The organism is Aphanizomenon sp. CS-733/32 (assembly GCF_028330045.1).
Classification (GTDB): Bacteria; Cyanobacteriota; Cyanobacteriia; order Cyanobacteriales; family Nostocaceae; genus Dolichospermum; species Dolichospermum gracile.
In genome coordinates this window covers 1-18,544 of the sequence record NZ_JAQMSE010000255.1, presented here as the reverse complement: position 1 = coordinate 18,544, position 18,544 = coordinate 1, and the positions used below count along the sequence as shown (strand labels likewise).

12 protein-coding genes are annotated in these 18,544 nt (G+C 37.3%); 6 read left to right on the top strand and 6 right to left on the bottom strand.

The genetic code is table 11. From position 1 onward, the window contains the following. Positions 1–20 precede the first annotated feature (20 nt). On the bottom strand, positions 21–6,761 hold the full coding sequence (locus PN471_RS22705; RefSeq protein WP_271778751.1) for a type I polyketide synthase: 6,741 nt from the start codon (positions 6,759–6,761) through the stop codon (positions 21–23). A 965-nt stretch (positions 6,762–7,726) separates the two neighbouring features. Here PN471_RS22705 and PN471_RS22700 point away from each other — a divergent pair. The 4 genes from PN471_RS22700 to PN471_RS22685 all read left to right on the top strand — a co-directional run bounded on the left by PN471_RS22700 (position 7,727) and on the right by PN471_RS22685 (position 11,592). Continuing rightward, positions 7,727–8,056, top strand: coding sequence for a hypothetical protein (locus PN471_RS22700; RefSeq protein ID WP_027402676.1), 330 nt, complete (start codon positions 7,727–7,729; stop codon positions 8,054–8,056). Between the two features lie 357 nt (positions 8,057–8,413). After that, entirely contained in the window at positions 8,414–9,616 is a 1,203-nt protein-coding gene (locus PN471_RS22695; RefSeq protein WP_271778750.1) for an ABC exporter membrane fusion protein, read from the top strand. A gap of 95 nt (positions 9,617–9,711) precedes the next feature. After that, positions 9,712–10,887, top strand: coding sequence for an ABC transporter permease DevC (gene devC / locus PN471_RS22690; RefSeq protein WP_193895649.1), 1,176 nt, complete (start codon positions 9,712–9,714; stop codon positions 10,885–10,887). Between the two features lie 6 nt (positions 10,888–10,893). Further along, complete coding sequence (locus PN471_RS22685; RefSeq protein ID WP_271778749.1) at positions 10,894–11,592, top strand: DevA family ABC transporter ATP-binding protein; 699 nt, start codon at positions 10,894–10,896, stop codon at positions 11,590–11,592. A gap of 21 nt (positions 11,593–11,613) precedes the next feature. Here the strand turns inward: PN471_RS22685 and PN471_RS22680 are convergent, their stop codons facing one another. Next, positions 11,614–12,570: an SDR family NAD(P)-dependent oxidoreductase gene (locus tag PN471_RS22680; protein ID WP_271778762.1), complete on the bottom strand. Its 957-nt coding sequence runs from the start codon at positions 12,568–12,570 to the stop codon at positions 11,614–11,616. Between the two features lie 270 nt (positions 12,571–12,840). Between PN471_RS22680 and PN471_RS22675 the strand changes: the two genes are divergently transcribed. Continuing rightward, complete coding sequence (locus PN471_RS22675; protein ID WP_271778748.1) at positions 12,841–14,826, top strand: ABC1 kinase family protein; 1,986 nt, start codon at positions 12,841–12,843, stop codon at positions 14,824–14,826. A gap of 100 nt (positions 14,827–14,926) precedes the next feature. Here PN471_RS22675 and PN471_RS22670 read toward each other — a convergent pair whose 3' ends face one another. From PN471_RS22670 to PN471_RS22655, 4 genes are all read right to left on the bottom strand, one after another. Beyond that, on the bottom strand, positions 14,927–15,214 hold the full coding sequence (locus PN471_RS22670; protein WP_271778747.1) for a hypothetical protein: 288 nt from the start codon (positions 15,212–15,214) through the stop codon (positions 14,927–14,929). Between the two features lie 40 nt (positions 15,215–15,254). After that, complete coding sequence (aroH, locus tag PN471_RS22665; RefSeq protein ID WP_271778746.1) at positions 15,255–15,668, bottom strand: chorismate mutase; 414 nt, start codon at positions 15,666–15,668, stop codon at positions 15,255–15,257. A gap of 126 nt (positions 15,669–15,794) precedes the next feature. Further along, complete coding sequence (gene sppA / locus PN471_RS22660; protein ID WP_271778745.1) at positions 15,795–16,616, bottom strand: signal peptide peptidase SppA; 822 nt, start codon at positions 16,614–16,616, stop codon at positions 15,795–15,797. Positions 16,617–17,092: 476 nt separating this feature from the next. Then, positions 17,093–17,389 carry a hypothetical protein gene (locus tag PN471_RS22655; protein WP_271778744.1) on the bottom strand — a complete coding sequence of 99 codons (297 nt, stop codon included), beginning with the start codon at positions 17,387–17,389 and terminating at the stop codon, positions 17,093–17,095. 334 nt (positions 17,390–17,723) lie between these two features. On the opposite strand from PN471_RS22655, the gene PN471_RS22650 reads away from it, so the two are divergent. Next, positions 17,724–18,509, top strand: a complete 786-nt coding sequence (locus PN471_RS22650; protein WP_271778743.1) for an MlaE family lipid ABC transporter permease subunit — start codon at positions 17,724–17,726, stop codon at positions 18,507–18,509. The last annotated feature ends 35 nt before the right edge of the window (positions 18,510–18,544 follow it).

The window sequence follows — 18,544 nt, the reverse complement described above, 5'->3', positions numbered from 1 at the left end:
GCGTCTCTGCGTGAAAAAATCTAATCTTTGGCTATTTGTCGAGGTAGAATTGTTCCTTTAGCACCAATCATGCGATTATAAATTTGTCCTTGACGGTTATAGGTAATCACATCTGTAACTACTGATGATTCTGTTTTTGATTGGACTTCACAAGTAACATAGAATGTTTCACCAAAAGGGACTTTTGCAAACTGTTCGAAATGCTTTATTTCTGATGGTAAACATCCAACTTGATGAAAGTGTTGTGTCCAAATCCAGAGAGAATGAATCTGGACATCTGCTATATAAGGATTGAATGTTTGCACCGGAAATTGTCCCTGTTGCTGTGTAGTTGGTTCTGGTAAACAGCATTCAATGGTTATCTGACTAGAACTGGTATTTAAAATTGATTTTACGCCTTGAAATGTGAATCCATGAAATAGGCTAGAAGCATTGACTTGATATAATTCTTGATTGGTTTCCAGAAATTTTTCATCCTGATTAAAGTTCAAGTTTACATAACTTGGAGGTGTGGGAATTTCTCTTTTGAGAATTAGATTTGTGCTGAAATGATAGCGGATTTTTCCGTCTGGTGTCTGACTGCTAATTTTGGCAGCAAATTCTATTTCGCGATTTTCATGTTTCGCAAGTTCTTGAATTTCTAAAATATATTCACTTGCGAAGGTTTCATCAAAGACTATGCCTTTTAAAACTTTGAAATTGGGAGAACTAAAGGCTGTAAATCCAGGATAGAGTTGTTCACAAGCATTAGTCATCCATAATAACCCACAGGTAGCAGGAACTACGGGACGACCGGCGATAACATGATCCTGTAAAAATGGGTTTTCTGTTAATGTTAATCGGCGTTTAATCCGATAGGTCTTTAAATCATTTGATAAAGTTGCAGGAACATAAATTAATGGACTACCAATCACTAATTGAACTGTGCCTTGATTAGCCGTTGTTAGTTCATCAACTAATATTTGTGTTCCTGTTTCTACGGGAATAACTTCAATTCCTCTGGCTGCAAAAGCTTTCTTTAATTCTGATGATACCATGCCACTTTCCCAGGGTCCCCAGTTAATAGCTATAACATGACAGTTGGGGTAATTATACTTAATTAGATGGGCTGATTTATTGAGGATTTCATTAGCTATGGCATAATCTGATTGTCCCGCATTTCCATAAAATCCCACTACGGAAGAAAACAAAACTAAATATTGCAATTGACTTGCTGGTACACACCGCAGGAGATTTTCTAAACCTTTAACTTTAGCTGCATAAACATTCTCAAAATCCTGAATTGATTTTTTTTCAATGCGCTTATCAGCTAAGTTTCCTGCGCCATGAATTATACCTGTTATCGCCCCAAAACGTTCAATTACATCTGCAAGTTTTGATTCTAGTAATACTGTGTCAGTAATATCTACACTCAGATATTCTGCTTCCCCTCCAGCTTCTGCAATAGCTTTCAGAGTATTTTGAATTTCTCGCTGTGAGGAAATACTTCGATACTTTTTCTGTACCATTATCGGTGTTGGTTTTTCCCCTTGGGCTTGAAAATTTTCTAAAATTCGCTGTTTTAATTCTGCTTCATTTTCACAATTTTCTGCCCAAACTGGTTCAACTTCTGTGCTGGAACGCCCTAAAAGAATAAATTTACATTGATATTCTTGGGCGATTTTAATTACACATTTAGCTGTGATTCCTTTTGCACCACCGCTAACTAAAAATACTTGATCTTTAGTGATTTTTCTTGAAGTATTGGTAGTTGGTAATGGGCTAAAATCTGCAATTAAAGTAACTCTACCTTTGTTGCTATATCCTACTTCTTGAATTAACAAGTTTGCATCATAAATTTCTGCGAGGATATTTTTTACAGATGTTTCTGGATCTAAGTCTGGATTTAAGTCAAGGGAACGACAAAATACATTTTCCCATTCTTGATTAATACTCTTGCTAAGTCCGAATAATCCTCCAGAAATTGCACTAAAATTATGGCTTTCTCCTAAGCCAAATTCACCATCTAAACGCGCAACGCTAATAAAACAACTGCGTCCAAATTTTGCGGCTGCGTTGAGTGGTTCTTTGAGATATTTAGCGATTAAGAAGACATGACGCAGAATAGATTTATCTATGTCTAATGATGTTGCTGGGTGAAGGTGAATAAATGCAGCTACAGTCCCATAATTATCAGCAATCTGTTTTAACTGTTGTTGTAAACTGTCTTCATTCCAATCCGTTAAAACTACTCTATTGATACCCGCATTAACATTTGACTCGACACCGGGTAAACTTAAAACTACAGTTTTCCAACCTTTCGCTATCAAACTTTCTGCTAATTTCTCTGTAGTGGAAGAACCATCATCAGTGATTAATGCAATGTGATTTTCAGAAAGAGAAAATTCTAAACTATCTGGTGTGGAAAGCTGCTGTAATTTAGCAATACTGCGGCGGATATTTGGTACAGATGTGATTGTGATATCTTCTACTATTTCTTCAGTCAATAAGTTAGGAATTCTCTGGGCTTGTTGCTGCATATAAGTGGCAATTTCGCCTAAAGTTCTCAATTCTCCAATTTCTTCAGGGTTGGGTTTAGGTAAATCGGGATATAGTTCTAATAAACCTCCTAAAATTTCTACTCGTTTGATAGAATCAATTCCTAAATCTGCTTCCATATCCATTGACAGTTCTAGCATTTCCACAGGATAACCTGTTTTGTCACTGACAACTGTTAGCAGAATATCGCTTAGATCTTGGAAAATTTCTGCTTCTTGTTGCTGTTCTTCAACTATGGGTGTGGCTGGAATTAATTCTGGTTGGGGAATTTCTACTAATACCTCTTTGCTAATAATTGCTGTTGATATTTCTACTTGTTGATTTAAGATATCTGGAACTAAAGTTTGCATATATTCAGCAATTTGTTCCAAAGTTCTTAATTGTCCTAATTCTTCGGGGTTGGGTTTAGGTAAATCGGGATATAGTTCTAATAAACCTCCTAAAATTTCTACCCGTTTGATAGAATCAATTCCCAAATCTGCTTCCATATCCATTGACAGTTCTAACATTTCTACTGGGTAGCCTGTTTTATCACTGACAACGTTTAGTAGAGTTTGACTAAGGGTAGCTATATTTGGGATGGTTTTTTCTTCACGCAGAGGCGCAGAGGCGCAGAGAGGAAGAGGTTGAGATAAGTCTGGTTTTTGATCATTTTCTAAGTCTTGTTGAATTTGAGGATGATTTACAAAGTTGATGACTTTATTTTCTGAGGTCAGTAAATGCAAATGTTTTTGCAGAAGTTGAAAGTAATTTTGGGTATATTCATGTTGATATTTGAGATATTGTTCATGAATGCGGAGGGTATCACCTTGATGATCATGAAACCGCATCATGTTCTGTTCAGAGTTGGAAATTGCTAGTTGTTGAGTTTGGGATTGATGTTCTATAGTTTGACTATTTCCCAATAATAAATACTGTTGCTGCATTAATTGAGAAAATGTCTTTGTGTATTCTGTCTGATTGTGTAAAGATTGTTCATGAACGTGGATAATATCTCGTTGTTGCTGGCTAAATTCTGTGATAATTTTTTCTAAGTTCTGAATAACTTTTCCCTGATTATCAGGTTGGATTTCGACTTGTTCTAATTTACCATTGAGTGAAGTTGGGTGGTCGTTGTTACCCTGTGGCTGCTGATTTATGTGAAATGAAGTTGGCGGTTTGTTGTTACCCTTTAATTGATGATTCTCATTAATTGTTGGTTGGGGAGATACTACTCCTACATGATGACCATTTTCTAAGGCTTTTGCAAAGGCTTTTTGACTTCTTTCGGTAATGTTGGTACTATTTAAGCGGACGTTTAAAACTTTTTTAGTGGGAACTTCGGGAATTTTAGTTGCGACTTGATAGGGATCTAAATTTTGCAAATATAATCCAGCTACCCGCAATTGAACTATGGCTTGTCGAAGAGTTTTGTCGCTATTTTTGGTATGACTTGGATTTACGGCTATAGCTATGTGTGGCTTATCACTTAGAATTTCTTTCACCAAATTGGTCAGGACATTTTTGGGACCAAACTCTACAAAATAATAACCGCCAGCAGCATAAATATTTTCAATTTCCTGCTGAAATAACACCTGATTTAACAGTTGTTCTTTGAGAATTTTTTGAATGGCGTGGGGTTCTTGAGGATAACGGCTACCTGTAACATTAGTATAAACAGGAATTTGGGCTTCGTTGAAATTTACTTTCTCAACGGCTTGGGCAAAAGGTTTTTGAGCATGAGATACTAATGGTGTATGAAATGCTGCGGAAACTCCTAATAAAAAAGTGGTAATACCTTGATTTTTGAGAATATCTTGGACTTGACTAATTTCCTGTTTCTTGCCAGCTAATACTACTTGGTGCTGAGAATTTTTATTAGCAACTGCTACCTGGGGAAACTTTTTAATTACTTCCGTGATTTGATGAATATCTCCTTTGACAGCTAACATTCCTCCGGGATCAAAATTGGGATTTGTAGGTGCAGCCATAGCTTGTCCTCTAGCTTTTGCTAGGAACAAATAATCCTCTTCATTTAACACTCCTGCAACCCATAAAGCTGTTAGTTCACCAAAACTATGACCGGCAACAAAATCGGGTTTAAATCCAGCTTGTTGCAAGATTTTATATAAGCCTGCACTAAATACACCAATTGCCGGTTGTGCATATTCAGTTTTTTGCAATGTTGCTAACTGAATTTGCTTTTTTGTTTCATCAAACACTGGCTGAGGAAATACTACACTTGATAAGGGCTGTAACCCGTCTTCACACAATAGGCTATCCATGTGTGTGTAGGTTTGGCGCAAGCAGGGAAAATTCATGACTAATTCCCGCCCCATTTCTAAATATTGTGAACCTTGTCCAGAAAACAAAGCCACTACTTTAGCTGTTGTGTCTATCCCCTTTTGGCGGTAGTAAATTCCTTGGGGATGTTCCCAGGATTCGGCTTCAGGCTTGTTTTTCAGCCCTTCGATGACAATTTGCAGTAATTCCCCAGCTTGCCCTAAATCATCGGCGACAAAGCCCACTCTGGCATAATTAACGGGAATTTTAGCGGTTTGAGCATCAGTAATTAATTGTTGATAGTATTTTTCTTTACTCTCCTCCTGTAATTGTTGTTGGATTTGTTGACAACGAGATAACAACTCTGAAGGGGTGGGGGCAAATAGCAGTAAGGATTGTGGAGTATGGTGTAAACGGTAAGGGTGATGATGTTCATGTTCGTATTCTTCTAACACAACGTGATAATTTGTACCACCAAATCCAAAGGCACTGACTCCTGCCCTTCTGGGTTGGGTAGGATGACTTACCCAAGGTCTAGTTTCCGTATTTAAATAAAATGGCGAGTTTTCAATATTCAGTTTAGGATGGGGGGTACTGATATTAATCGTCGGTGGCAAGACTTTGTGATGTAATGCTAAAGCCGCTTTAATGAGACTGGCAGCACCAGCAGCCGCTTTAGTATGTCCAATTTGAGATTTAACAGTTCCTAAAGCGATATGCTGTTTTTTTGGGTTATTTTCGCCAAAAACGCTGGTAATAGATGTAAATTCTGTAGGATCTCCTACCATCGTTCCTGTGCCATGTGCTTCAATTAAACCTATACTGGCAGGAGAAATTTCTGCATCTATATATGCTCGATTTAAAGCATTTATTTGACCTTCGGCGCGAGGTGCATAAATACTTTTATACTTGCCATCACTGGAACTGCCAACGCCCTTGATGACTGCATAGATGCGATCGCCATCTCGTTGGGCATCTTCTAGGCGTTTCAGTACCAACATTCCCACGCCTTCACCTAATAGCATTCCATCTGCATCAGCATCAAAGGGTCTCACCTTTTCCCCTGGAGAAACAGCAGGAGTTTTACTAAAACACATATAGGCGAAAATTGAGTTATCAGTATCTACACCGCCAGTGATCATCATGTCAGCGCGATGTTCTACTAATTCGCTAACAGCCATCCTTAATGCACCCAAGGAACTCGCGCAAGCTGCATCAACTACACAGTTCATTCCCCCCAAATCCAGACGGTTAGCGATACGTCCAGAAATCACATTTGCTAACATTCCGGGGAAGGCATTTTCTTCCCATTGCACATATCCACTTTTGAGTTTTTCAATAATTTTCTGGCTATCTTCCTCTGATAAACCACTATTTTTGAGAACTTTTTTCCAAAGTGGATCTTGCAATCTTGCACCTAAAGGAACAGCCAATTGTCTACCAATTGCTACTCCTAATATTACTCCTGTTCGTTCATGATTAAATTGTCGAGATGCACCATAACCAGCATCTTCTAAAGCCTCTTTTGCTACTACTAAGCCGAGTAATTGAGAAATATCTGTCACCTCCAAAATATTGGGAGGTAAGCCAAATTCCAGAGGATTAAAATCAATATCTGGTAAAAAACCACCTCGCTTACAATAGGTTTTATCTGGTGCTTTGGGATCAGGATCATAATAATCATCTATATTCCAACGGGACGCAGGAACATCAGTAATACAATCCACTTTCTGAATAATATTTTCCCAGTATTCTTGTAGACTCTTCGCCTGGGGAAAAATAGAAGCCATACCAATAATTGCTACATCATTTGTTCGCAATTTAGGATTAATTTCATTTTTCATATTTGTAGTATCAGGCATATTTTTCTTCACCGTTATCATCTTGAGTAAAGACTTTTCACAGTTACTAATTTCATCTTTTAACTGTGCGAAAGCAACTTCAAATTTGGAGGTAGCCATGATCATATTTTGCTCTTTTGAGCAGGCAATATGGAGTTAAATTTCCCAGAATAATTAACCGCAGATAAACACGGATGAATTTGGTATAGGTAAATATTGGTCTTTCATCCTTAACAGTATTGATGAATGCTGTGGCGGTTTAATATGGAATCCTCTGATTAATCCTGTAGTCTATAAATTAATTTTTCGCCTAAATTAATCTTAGTTTGGTGACAACTCTATTGCAACTCATAAGCAATTTATGTGCAACTTCATAAAAGTCTTGCAAATGTAAAATTGATAGAGTTGTCTGTAAAATATGTTTGCTTATCCAATACATAAATTATTATCTGAGTTTTAGCCATTTTGACCAAAGTTGCATATAGATTGCATATCTTTGGTTGGAATTTATTAAAACTTTTATGTTGGACTAAACAAGCATCATTCAGCAAAATTCAGGAGTTAAAAGTTGGGAGTAAAACTGGTTTATTGTCTGGTTTTGAATTTAGATTCTGTACCTCATTAATCTGCAATCGGCTGTAAATTTTCTTAATAATTATTTTTGATTAGTTTCTAATGCCAAATAGTGAATCTTTGCATCTATCTACAGAAATATTTTTTTGTATTTGTAAAATTAATCACTATCAAATATATCTAAGGAATTAAAAAAATATTTTTTCATCAACTTACGTCTAAAGTTTGAGATAATGAAAAATTAGTAATTCTTCATGTATTTAAGGAGTTGATAATTTGATGCTGGCAATTTTTACAAATTCAAGATAGTGCGATAAATAAGGTTTTATGAAACAATTAGTTGCATATAGGTTGAAATTCCCAAAAAATAAGTTTAACCTAAATTATTAAATCAGGGAAATTTAGACTGTGAATTTACAACGGTCTTTGAGCGTGAAATTAGTCAATTAAACTTTATTGGATTATTTGGCTTCTGCAATATTGGAATTAAAAAACTACAAGGAATTGCTGGCATGAGACTATCTGAATTAGATCCACTCATCCCGCTGAATGAGTTACGAGAAGACCTCCTCAAATTACCAAAAGGTTACTCATTTCATGAAGATGAATTAGTAGATTTTCTATCACGGAGAAGATGGCCTGAAAGCAATCGGCGAATTGATAGAACAACATTCTGGCGGTGGCGTAATGACAACGCTATTGAGCATCAAAAAATATTCAGTCGCTTGGATCTTCTCAAACTTTGTCAAATTTGTGATCATTATCGAGTAGACGGAACACGGAGTGAATACTTGGCAATTATGCGCAAGAAAAAAGAGAAAGAGGTCGTGCTAAATAAATAAATTTTTGATATTGGTAATTGGTAATGGTCAACAGATTTTGGATTAACGATTTTTGATTAATTCCGCGCTGAAGGGACGGGGAACTTATACCAAAAATTCCCAATCCAAAATCTAAAAAAAATCTAAAATTTCTCGATCAGTAACTAATTACCCATTACCTATCAAAATTTTAGCATTTAAATATTTTGTGTCATTGGTAATTAATCAACTGGGTAAATAATTTTTGGACAATAGTATTTTTTTGGATATTGCATTAGATATAAGGTGATCAAGAGATGTTATCAAGTGTAGCGACTTTTCTGATTCTTATTGAGAATCAGAAATACTGTCATATTTTCTAATTTAAAAGGCAGAATTATGGTACACAAGGAAAAGCACTCATTAATAAAACCTGTGAGTTTGTGGCCGATAATGTTAGCAAGTTCTGGAGTTATAGCTACTAGTGTAATATTTATCTATAGCCTTGCATATTTTCAGAAAAATCCTAAATCAACTTCTACAATATCTCCTAATGTGCCTATTTCTGCACCTACAATTACTGCTGTTGCTGCTTTAGGACGCTTAGAACCCCAAGGAGAAGTAATTCGTCTCTCCGCACCCAATTCTCAAACAGGGATAAGAGTTAATCAACTTTTGGTGAAAAAAGGAGACAAAATTCGTCAAGGACAAGTAGTAGCAATTCTTGATAGTTATATTCCTAATCTTACAGCTTTAGAAAAAACAAAAAGACAATTAGAAGTCAGTCAAGCCAATCTTCAGCAAGTAGAAGCAGGGGCGAAAGGAGGTGATATTTCGGCGCAAAAAGCGACAATTTCCCGTTTAGAAGCTGAATTACGGGGATCAATTTCTACCCAAAATGCCACAATTGCTCGTTTAGAAGCTGAACTAAAAAATTCAGAAACCGAAAATAAACGATATCAGAAATTATATCAAGATGGTGCTATTTCTGCTGCTGATGCAGATACTAGAAAATTACGCAGGGATACTGTGCAGGAACAACTTAATGAAGCTAATGCTAATTTAAAAAGGACTGTAGAAACTTTGCAAAAACAGTTAAGTGAGTCTGAAGCTAGACTGAATAGTATTGCAGAAATTCGTCCTACAGATGTGAAACTAGCTCAAGCAAATGTGAAAAGTGCGATCGCATCTGTTCAACAAGCTCAAGCAGAGCTAGATTTAAGTTCTATTCGTTCACCTATTAATGGTCAAGTCCTCAAAATTAATACTTGGCCAGGAGAAATAATTGCCAATAAAGGAATATTAGAATTGGGACAAACTCAACAAATGTATGTGGTTGCAGAAGTTTACGAGACTGATATTAAAAAAGTTCGTCTAGGTCAGTCAGTAACTATCACGGGTGAGGCTTTTACAGGAAAATTAAAAGGGACAGTTACAGATATTGGGTTACAAGTTGGTAGACAAAATATCTTTAATACTAATCCTGGTGCAGATACAGATAATAAAATAGTTGATGTGAAAATCCGCATTGATAATTTAGCAGATAATCAACGAGTTTCTAGTTTAACTAATTTACAAGTTCAGGTACTTATTCAGATATAGATCTAAACTATGATTTTTCTGATTAATTTGATTGGGATGATTAATAAGGTGTATTTAAAAAATCGAATAGTTATATAGGGAATAGGAGGTAAAACATGATTTTAAATATACCTTTAGCTTGGCTACAATTGGTCAAGCAAAAAGTACGCTTTCTTGTCGCATTAGCTGGTATTGCTTTTATTTCTGTTTTGATGTTTATGCAAATTGGGTTTCAAGATGCTCTTTATGCTAGTGCGACTCAAGTACATAAACATCTGCGAGGTGATTTGTTTTTAGTTAGCTCCCAATATAAATCTTTGACTTCTACTCAAAGCTTTCCTCGCAGTCGTTTATATCAGATATTAGGTTTTAATGGGATTGCATCAGTTGAACCTTTATATGTCCAATTTGCTAAACTCAAAAATCCTCTCAATGGTCGCAAATATCCTATTTATGTCCTGGGATTTGATCCGGTTAAGTCCATCTTTCGATTACCCGAAATAGATCAAGATTTTCAATTGCTCAAAATTCCTGATCAAGTATTTTTTGACCGAGCCGCACGTCCAGAATTTGGACCAATTGCTGAATATTTTCAGAAAAATAAACCTATCAGTATGGAGATATTTAGTTATTTAGGAACAGTTGGTTACAAGGTTAAAGTTAGTGGTTTATTTACCCTTGGTCCTTCTTTTGGTGTGGATGGTAATTTAATAGTCAGTTCTTCTACTTTTTTTAGAATCTTTCCAGAACATAGATCAAATCAAGTAGATATAGGCTCAATTTATCTGCAACCTCATGTTAACCCACAAACAATTTTAGCAACCTTATCTGCTAATTTACCTGATGATGTCATAGTGATGACTCGCCAAGAATTTATTGATTTTGAAAAAAGCTATTGGACATTAAGAACACCGATTGGATTTGTGTTTAATTTGATGGTAACGATGGGTTTTGTTGTTGGTGTCATTGTTGTTTATCAAATTCTTTATAGTAATATATCAAGCCATTTTGTCCAATTTGCTACACTCAAGGCCATGGGATTTAGAAATAAATATCTTTTGAATGTTGTCTTTCAGCAAGCTGTAATTTTAGCTGTCTTGGGTTACATTCCTGGTTTTGCTATCTCTCTAGGACTATATGATATTGCCAAAGATGCAACTAAATTACCTATTGTGATGGATATAAATAAGGGTCTATTAGTATTTACCTCTGTAATTGTTATGTGCTTAACATCGGGGTTCTTTTCTACGAATAAATTACGTAAGGTAGATCCAGCAGAAATTTTTAATTAACCAATTATGCAATATTTACCTGCTGCTAATATTTTGGAAATTACCAAGCTTAATCATTACTTTGGTTATGGTAAATTACGGATTCAAACTTTGTTTGATATTAATTTGACGATCAAATCTGGAGAAATTGTGATTATGACTGGACCTTCTGGTTCAGGAAAAACTACTTTATTAACATTAATTGGTGGTTTGCGTTCTGTCCAAGAGGGAAGTTTAAAATTTAATGGACAAGAATTACTAAATGCTAGTAATGAAGAATTAGTTCAAATACGTAGGCAAATTGGTTATATTTTTCAAGCTCATAATTTACTAGATTTCTTAACTGCTATGCAAAATGTACAAATGTCTTTAGAATTGCAATCTAATATTTCTCAATGGGAATCTTATATTCAGTCTGAAGCTATGCTTAATGCTGTGAAATTGGGAGATAGAATTAATTATTATCCCTCTGATCTTTCTGGAGGACAGAAGCAACGAGTGGCGATCGCTCGCGCTTTAGTGAGTCATCCTAAGTTAGTATTGGCTGATGAACCTACGGCTGCTTTAGATAGTAAATCAGGACGAGATGTGGTTAATTTAATGCAGCAATTAGCCAAAGAACAAGATTGCTCAATTTTAATTGTTACCCATGATAACCGCATTTTAGATATTGCTGATAGAATTATCAACATGGAGGACGGTTATTTAATTCAACATGAGGTTTAGGGTGATCTCTCAGAGTTTTATTTAACCAAATTTACTAAAAAATAAAATCACTAACCAAGGTATTGTTAAATCAGGAATTAACCCAGCATAATTTCTCAAAAAAGGTATTCCCCTTGATAAAATAAACCTCAAAGAACGTAAAGACACAGGACGATTACCATTTTCATCTACCAATCCATATCTCTTGGCAATTTCAGCGACAATTTGGATTTTACCTGTATATTTGATAATATTAGGATCGGATGCTAAACTAGCGATCGCTCTCCCAGTGAATAATGGTGTTTCCCAATTGTAACCATCACCAAATGATGAAGATGTCCCATGTTCTAAACTCTGTTCTTGAGCGAAACTGGTAATCTGTTCTGTACCGACAATCCCCGGATAAATAGCTAAAGAAGTCACATGATATTTTTTCAATTCTTTGGCCATATCTGCTGCTAATCTATCACAAGCACTTTTCCCCACACCATAGGGAACACTAAAAATATAAGACATTCCGCCCCAAGAAGAAATAGTAAAAATAATTCCCTCTTTCCGCTTTATCATCATTCTGGTAGCATAAATACTAGCCACATAATGACTTCGTAAACCGACATAATTCGCAGCATCCCAAAAACTCGGTTCTAACTCCCAAAAAGGTTTACCAAAACCTTCTCTGATAGCTTGTACTCCTGCATAAACATTATTAACTAAAATATCCAATTTACCATTTTGTTCTCTCTCAATCTGGGCAAAAAGTTGGCGAATTTGCTCATCATCACTATGATCAACTTGCACAGAAATACAAACCCCACCAGCTTCGCTAACGGCGGTTTCAGTTTCTTGTAAACTCCCACCAAGACCGTCATTATTAGGTTCAAGAGTGCGTCCTGTAATATAGACTGTAGCACCAGCTTCACCTAATCCAATGGCAATTCCTTTGCCAATTCCTCTGGTAGCACCTGTGACTAATGCTATTTTTCCTTGCAGATTTTTAATCATTTTTTATATTTACAGCGATTTGAGATATTTTCAATGGTATGAACCTATTAATCAAACTTTAGCACTACTATTATTACCTGTTGAAAATAGTTGGGAAATACTACGTTATTAAATATATTTTCTTACGCATATTTCTGCTTAAATATATTAAAATTCGTCCCTTGACAAGAAAACTAGCAGCAATAATTTCTAATTTGTGAACATATTCCGAAAAGACAAGATATTGTTACAATATTTAACAACGTTGATTTAACTGGTGGCTTCTTCATGATGGTTAAGACACTTCCCCCTAGTTCTCGAACAAGTCAGGAGGACAGTCGCGGAGGCGAATTGTCCGTGATTGAGGTAGTAACAGAACAAAGTACACAGACCGTAGTAATCAAATCGGCGCAGGCTTCTCAACAGCCAAGGCACAGAGTGAGGAAGGGATCTGAACCGGAGTCAGTGCTGTATGATCCTGTGGAAATAGCAGCACAGTATAGTGGGCGATTCCTGCAAGTTGTCCGGCGGATTCTGACAGTTTTAAAACCAATTCTTGCCTTTGTCTTTGGGTTATGGTGGGATAAGCAATGGAGAATTTTGGTTAAAAATGAACGTCGTCGCGCTGTTCAACTCAGAGAGTTATTAACAAAGTTAGGACCGGCTTACATTAAAATTGGTCAAGCTTTATCCACTAGACCGGATTTAGTCCCACCAATTTACTTAGAAGAATTAACTAGACTCCAAGATCAATTACCAGCTTTTCCTAATGAAATAGCTTACCAATTTATTAAGGAAGAATTGGGAGCAACACCGTCAGAAATTTATGCAGAATTGTCGTCACAACCGATTGCAGCGGCTTCCTTGGGACAAGTATATAAAGGCAGATTGAAAACTGGGGAAGAAGTAGCGATTAAAGTCCAGCGTCCAGATTTGCGGGAACGAATTACGATAGATCTGTATATTTTACGGAAACTGGCTGCTTGGGTACAGCGGAATGTCAAGCGGGTCCGTAGTGATTTAGTCGGAATTTTGGATGAGTTAGGCGATCGCATTTTTGAAGAAATGGACTATATTCATGAAGGCGAAAATGCAGAACGCTTTTTTGAATTATATGGTCACATGAAGGATATTTATGTACCAAAAATTTACTGGGAATACACCAACCGTCGCGTTTTAACGATGGAGTGGATTAACGGCATCAAATTAACTCAACCCGAAAAAATCGCCGCTTTAGGAATCAATGCCCGGTATTTAATTGAAGTTGGAGTCCAATGTTCTTTGCGTCAATTATTAGAACATGGATTTTTCCACGCTGACCCCCACCCAGGTAACTTGTTAGCAACAATGGATGGTAAACTAGCTTATCTCGATTTTGGCATGATGAGCGAAGTGAAACCAGCCCAACGTTATGGTTTAATTGAAGCAATTGTCCACGTCGTTAATCGAGAATTTGATAGTTTAGCAAAAGACTATGTAAAGTTAGAATTTCTCACTCCTGAAACAGACCTAACTCCCATTATTCCTGCTTTTGCCAAGGTATTTGCTAACGCCCAAGGTGCAAGTGTCGCGGATTTGAATATTAAAAGCATCACCGATGATTTATCGGCTTTAATGTATGAATATCCTTTCCGTGTTCCCCCATATTACGCCTTAATTATTCGTTCGCTTGTGACTTTGGAAGGAATTGCAATTTATATAGATCCCGATTTCAAAGTTCTCAGTGAAGCCTATCCTTATGTTGCTAAAAGGCTGTTAACAGATCCCGCAAACGAGTTAAGAACATCATTGCAAGAATTACTGTTTAAAGATGGGAAATTTCGCTGGAATCGTTTAGAAAACCTGTTAAAAAATGCCCGCAGTAACCAAGAATATGATCTGAACTTGGTCGTTAATCAAGGAGTAGAATTTCTTTCCTCCGACCGAGGTGCATTTATTCGTGATAGATTAGTTGATGAATTTTTCAACAGTATAGATGCTGTCAGTAAAAATGCCTTACACAACTTCACTTATGTTCTTCGAGAAAAGGTAGGAATTACCGCAGTTCATCAGATTCCTTCAGCCTCAGTTGAACAACAACAAACCTTAGAATATATTAAACGCATTGCGGGAATTTTACGAGACACTAAAGGCTTTGATGCCACAAAATTTGCTCCTCAATTAGCCCAAATCATTGTTAATCCAGGAGTCCAACTTTTAAGTCAACAAATTGCCACTCGCGTCACCCAGAAAGCCCTAACTCGCGTCATTCGGGAGTTATTAGCATCTGAATAATCTCCAAACTGTCTAAACTGTGATTTTTTTGATTTAGATGATTGAGATGATTAATTAATCAGAAAAATCAAATTAATCACACAAATCATAGCTTAGACAATCAAATATTTGTTCCTAAACTCTGAGCGTAAATCACCTCAATATTGCTACCAAAATCCAATTTATCCAAGGATTCTGTGAAAAACACAAAACCCTTATACGCCGTCACATACTTATATATTTTCGTAAAATAACCTTCACTGGTGACAATGACAAGCGGCTCTTCACCTTTGGCAAGAATATTCAAAAAAGCATCTAATTTTACACATACACCAGTACCCTGGTAAGTGAAAATACTCCCACCAATAGTAGCAGGTTGAGCAGCCGCGTCACCACTGTAATAGCTCATGAATGCGCTAACTTTTACTTATGTTATTGACCAGCTAATTTTAAACTTTCGTCTCCACTACCTGCTGTGAAGTTTGTAACGTTTGGGGTAAACTCCAATCGGGACGCAATTTAGCAGCGTGACGTAAATAAACGTGGCGAATGGGTGTAGAAGTTGGTAAATTAGCGTGAATGAGAAAGCGAATACAGCGTGGTAAACTTCCTTCAACGTGCATTTGTTGGACATCTAACATAGCTACACTATCCCACAAAGGACGACTGCGGGCGATCGCTGCTGGAAAAATAGCATCCAAATCCTTGGTCACAGAAAAAGTCACACTAATCATATCCTCCGGTTGGAGTTTATTTCTCTGCTCCAATTCATCTAATAATTCTGTTACTGAATCTCGAATTGCTTCGACACTATTTTCTGCAACAGTTGTTGCACCCCGAATTGCTCGCATTTGCCATTCCACTACCAAAATCCTCCTTTTGTCAGTTGTCAGTTGTAATAATTCTTCCCTGTTCCCTATTCCCTGTTCCCTGTTCCCTGTTCCCTGTTCCCTGTCCCCTGTTCCCTGTTCCCTGTTCCCTATGACTTTCTATGGACGATATAACCACATGGGTAAACCATTCGTAGACATTTCAAATTCTAGCCAATCAATTCCCCCACCAATAACCGATTTAGCTTGACGACTTCCTGGTAGAACACGACTCAACAATGGTTTCCGTTCTTCTAGCGTATAGCAAAGAGTTTTTTCAGGATCAAGTCCTACTAACTCCGCTGTCCATCGTCTTGCATCCTCTTCTGTTCCTAAGCGGTCTACAACACCTAATTCTAAGGCTTGCTGTCCGGTAAAAATTCGGCCGTCAGCGAAACTTCTGACCTTCTCTACGGTCAATGAACGAGCTTCAGCCACCGTTTCCACAAATTGTTGATAGCTGCAATCAATCAAGTCTTGCAGAATAGTTTGTTCCGGTTCTGTTAATTCCCGATCAAAAGCTAATATGTCTTTGTACGGTCCTGACTTAATGACCTGAAAGGAAACACCAATTTTTTCCAATAGCACCTCTAGATTATTCCCTCGCAGAATCACCCCAATACTGCCTGTAATCGTGCCTGGATTCGCCATGATATGTTCTGCCCCCATACCAATATAAACGCCTCCAGAAGCGGAAATATTCCCAAAACTAGCAACAATCTTGATCTTTTTGGCTAACCTCTTCAGGGCGCTGTAGATTTCTTGAGAATCACCCACTGTTCCCCCAGGACTATCAATGCGTAGCAGTAGGGCGGAAAATTTACCTTCCTCTACGGTTTTCAATGCTTCTAGAACGTGCTTACGAGTTGCACCAGCGATCGCACCGCTAACTTCAATCCGTGCAATTTGTTTCCGAAAGTTGGGCTTAAATGGCCAAATCATGGGCAATCAAATAACTTTTTAATCTTTTGAATATCTTTAATATAGAACGCCCAGTGTGAAGCTAACGGGTTTTGCCTATAATCCAATTGGGAAAAGTCCCAAAGACAAGGGGAGGAATTTTACTTCTCACCCCTGACTCGGTAACTCTTGCTATATCACCCCAATCATTATTAAAAATCTTAAGGAAATTTTTAGATTTTATATGTAGTTTTATTTGGTATTTTTAAGAAATAGGAGCCGAATATTGAAAAATATTAGCTTTCACCACAAATATACCCATCTCAAACTTACTGTGTTGTACCACTGCAATACACAAGAATTTGGGAAAATAACGACATTAGAAAATAGAAATTTCCAGCACAGAGTCAATAGCTTGTAGTAAACACAGAAATACTCAGCTATGGATCGCAATTATTAAGATTAGTTGTGGTTTGCTGCTGTGAATCCTCAACATGGCTTGAATGCTTTTGCAACATTCAAGAATCAGTGTGGAGAATTTGATAACGGTAATGAACATAGATATCAAACAGCGCCCCAACAAAGCCACAAGTTAAACCAATAGTCAATAGACCATTGAGGGAACTGCCACTGCCGAAAGTAGCGAGAAAATGCAGAATTTGGATAGAGACATCCGAAATTATCCCTTGTAGACCAGGGACATAGCGAAAAAGTGATAAAACCAACAACAAACCACCAACGAGGAAGACAGGTACAAAAAAACTAAAAATGGTGGTAAGCACTAAAGATCGGAAAAAATTACCAAATATAGTCATGAATCAAACCAGGATAGTGGGTAACTTGAGAGATAATCGAAAAATTATCTGCCAACTTCTACAATACTGGCGATCGCTCCCAAACATTCATTTCGTCAAGAATCTTAAGTTTTCATTAAATTGCACTGGTAATAGTTACCCCAAGTGTGTCGGGTATTTTTGAGATTTAAAACCTGTACAACCCTGAAAAAATCAGGACTTACATCTCAGTGTCCAGTTGACTAGAAGTAAAAACACTGTAAAAACTCGCTCAATTTTATGAGACTAGCCGTAAACTAAGTTAATAATTTGCATATTGTCTAGTGTTAATTCTATCCCCCACCACCAGTGACCAATGGCCAAATCCAGTTTAGGAACATGGAGTCAGCGCTTGCTGGCTGCGACCTTTTTAGGTGGACAAGTCATAGTTCACCTCCTTCAAGGTAAAATTCACCGTCGTAACACCTTAGAACAGTTGGCAATAGTAGGACCAGACTCCTTCTTCATTGCCCTATTAACAGCCATATTCGTGGGCGCAGTATTCACAATTCAGGTAGCACGGGAATTCATCAACTTCGGGGCAGGAAACCTCGTTGGGGGCGTATTAGCAGTAGCATTAACCAGAGAACTTAGCCCCGTATTGACAGCAGTAGTTTTAGCCGGACGGGTGGGTTCAGCTTTCGCAGCAGAAATCGGCACAATGAAAGTTACAGAACAAATAGATGCTCTGTTAATGTTAAAAACAGATCCCATTGATTATCTAGTTATTCCCCGACTTCTGGCTTGCTTCATCATGCTGCCTGTCTTAACTTTGCTATCCTTAATCACAGGAATGTCTGGAGGATTGCTTATAGCCACCCGCATTTACAACCTGTCCGATACAGTATTTCTAGACTCAGCCCGCGACTTTCTTGACATTTGGGATATTGGTAGCGCCATGATTAAAGCCTGTTGCTTTGGTGTATTAATCGCCATTATCGGCTGTAGCTGGGGCTTAACTACCACAGGCGGGGCTAAAGGCGTGGGACAATCAACTACAACTGCTGTTGTCACTGCCCTATTAGTTATATTTATTAGCAACTTCTTTTTATCTTGGGTCATGTTCCAAGGTCCCGGTAGTGGATTATCACCAAGACAGTGATTTAGAGGCAAGAGGCAAGAGGCAAGAGGCAAGAG

What these genes read in the sequence shown, in the direction of transcription:
- PN471_RS22700 (WP_027402676.1), top strand. Translation starts at nt 7,727, where the DNA reads ATGAGACTATCTGAATTAGATCCACTCATCCCGCTGAATGAGTTACGA.
- PN471_RS22650 (WP_271778743.1), top strand. Translation starts at nt 17,724, where the DNA reads ATGGCCAAATCCAGTTTAGGAACATGGAGTCAGCGCTTGCTGGCTGCG.
- devC (WP_193895649.1), top strand. Translation starts at nt 9,712, where the DNA reads ATGATTTTAAATATACCTTTAGCTTGGCTACAATTGGTCAAGCAAAAA.
- sppA (WP_271778745.1), bottom strand. Translation starts at nt 16,616, where the DNA reads ATGATTTGGCCATTTAAGCCCAACTTTCGGAAACAAATTGCACGGATT.
- PN471_RS22685 (WP_271778749.1), top strand. Translation starts at nt 10,894, where the DNA reads ATGCAATATTTACCTGCTGCTAATATTTTGGAAATTACCAAGCTTAAT.
- PN471_RS22670 (WP_271778747.1), bottom strand. Translation starts at nt 15,214, where the DNA reads ATGAGCTATTACAGTGGTGACGCGGCTGCTCAACCTGCTACTATTGGT.
- PN471_RS22675 (WP_271778748.1), top strand. Translation starts at nt 12,841, where the DNA reads ATGATGGTTAAGACACTTCCCCCTAGTTCTCGAACAAGTCAGGAGGAC.
- PN471_RS22705 (WP_271778751.1), bottom strand. Translation starts at nt 6,761, where the DNA reads ATGGCTACCTCCAAATTTGAAGTTGCTTTCGCACAGTTAAAAGATGAA.
- PN471_RS22695 (WP_271778750.1), top strand. Translation starts at nt 8,414, where the DNA reads ATGGTACACAAGGAAAAGCACTCATTAATAAAACCTGTGAGTTTGTGG.
- PN471_RS22655 (WP_271778744.1), bottom strand. Translation starts at nt 17,389, where the DNA reads ATGACTATATTTGGTAATTTTTTCCGATCTTTAGTGCTTACCACCATT.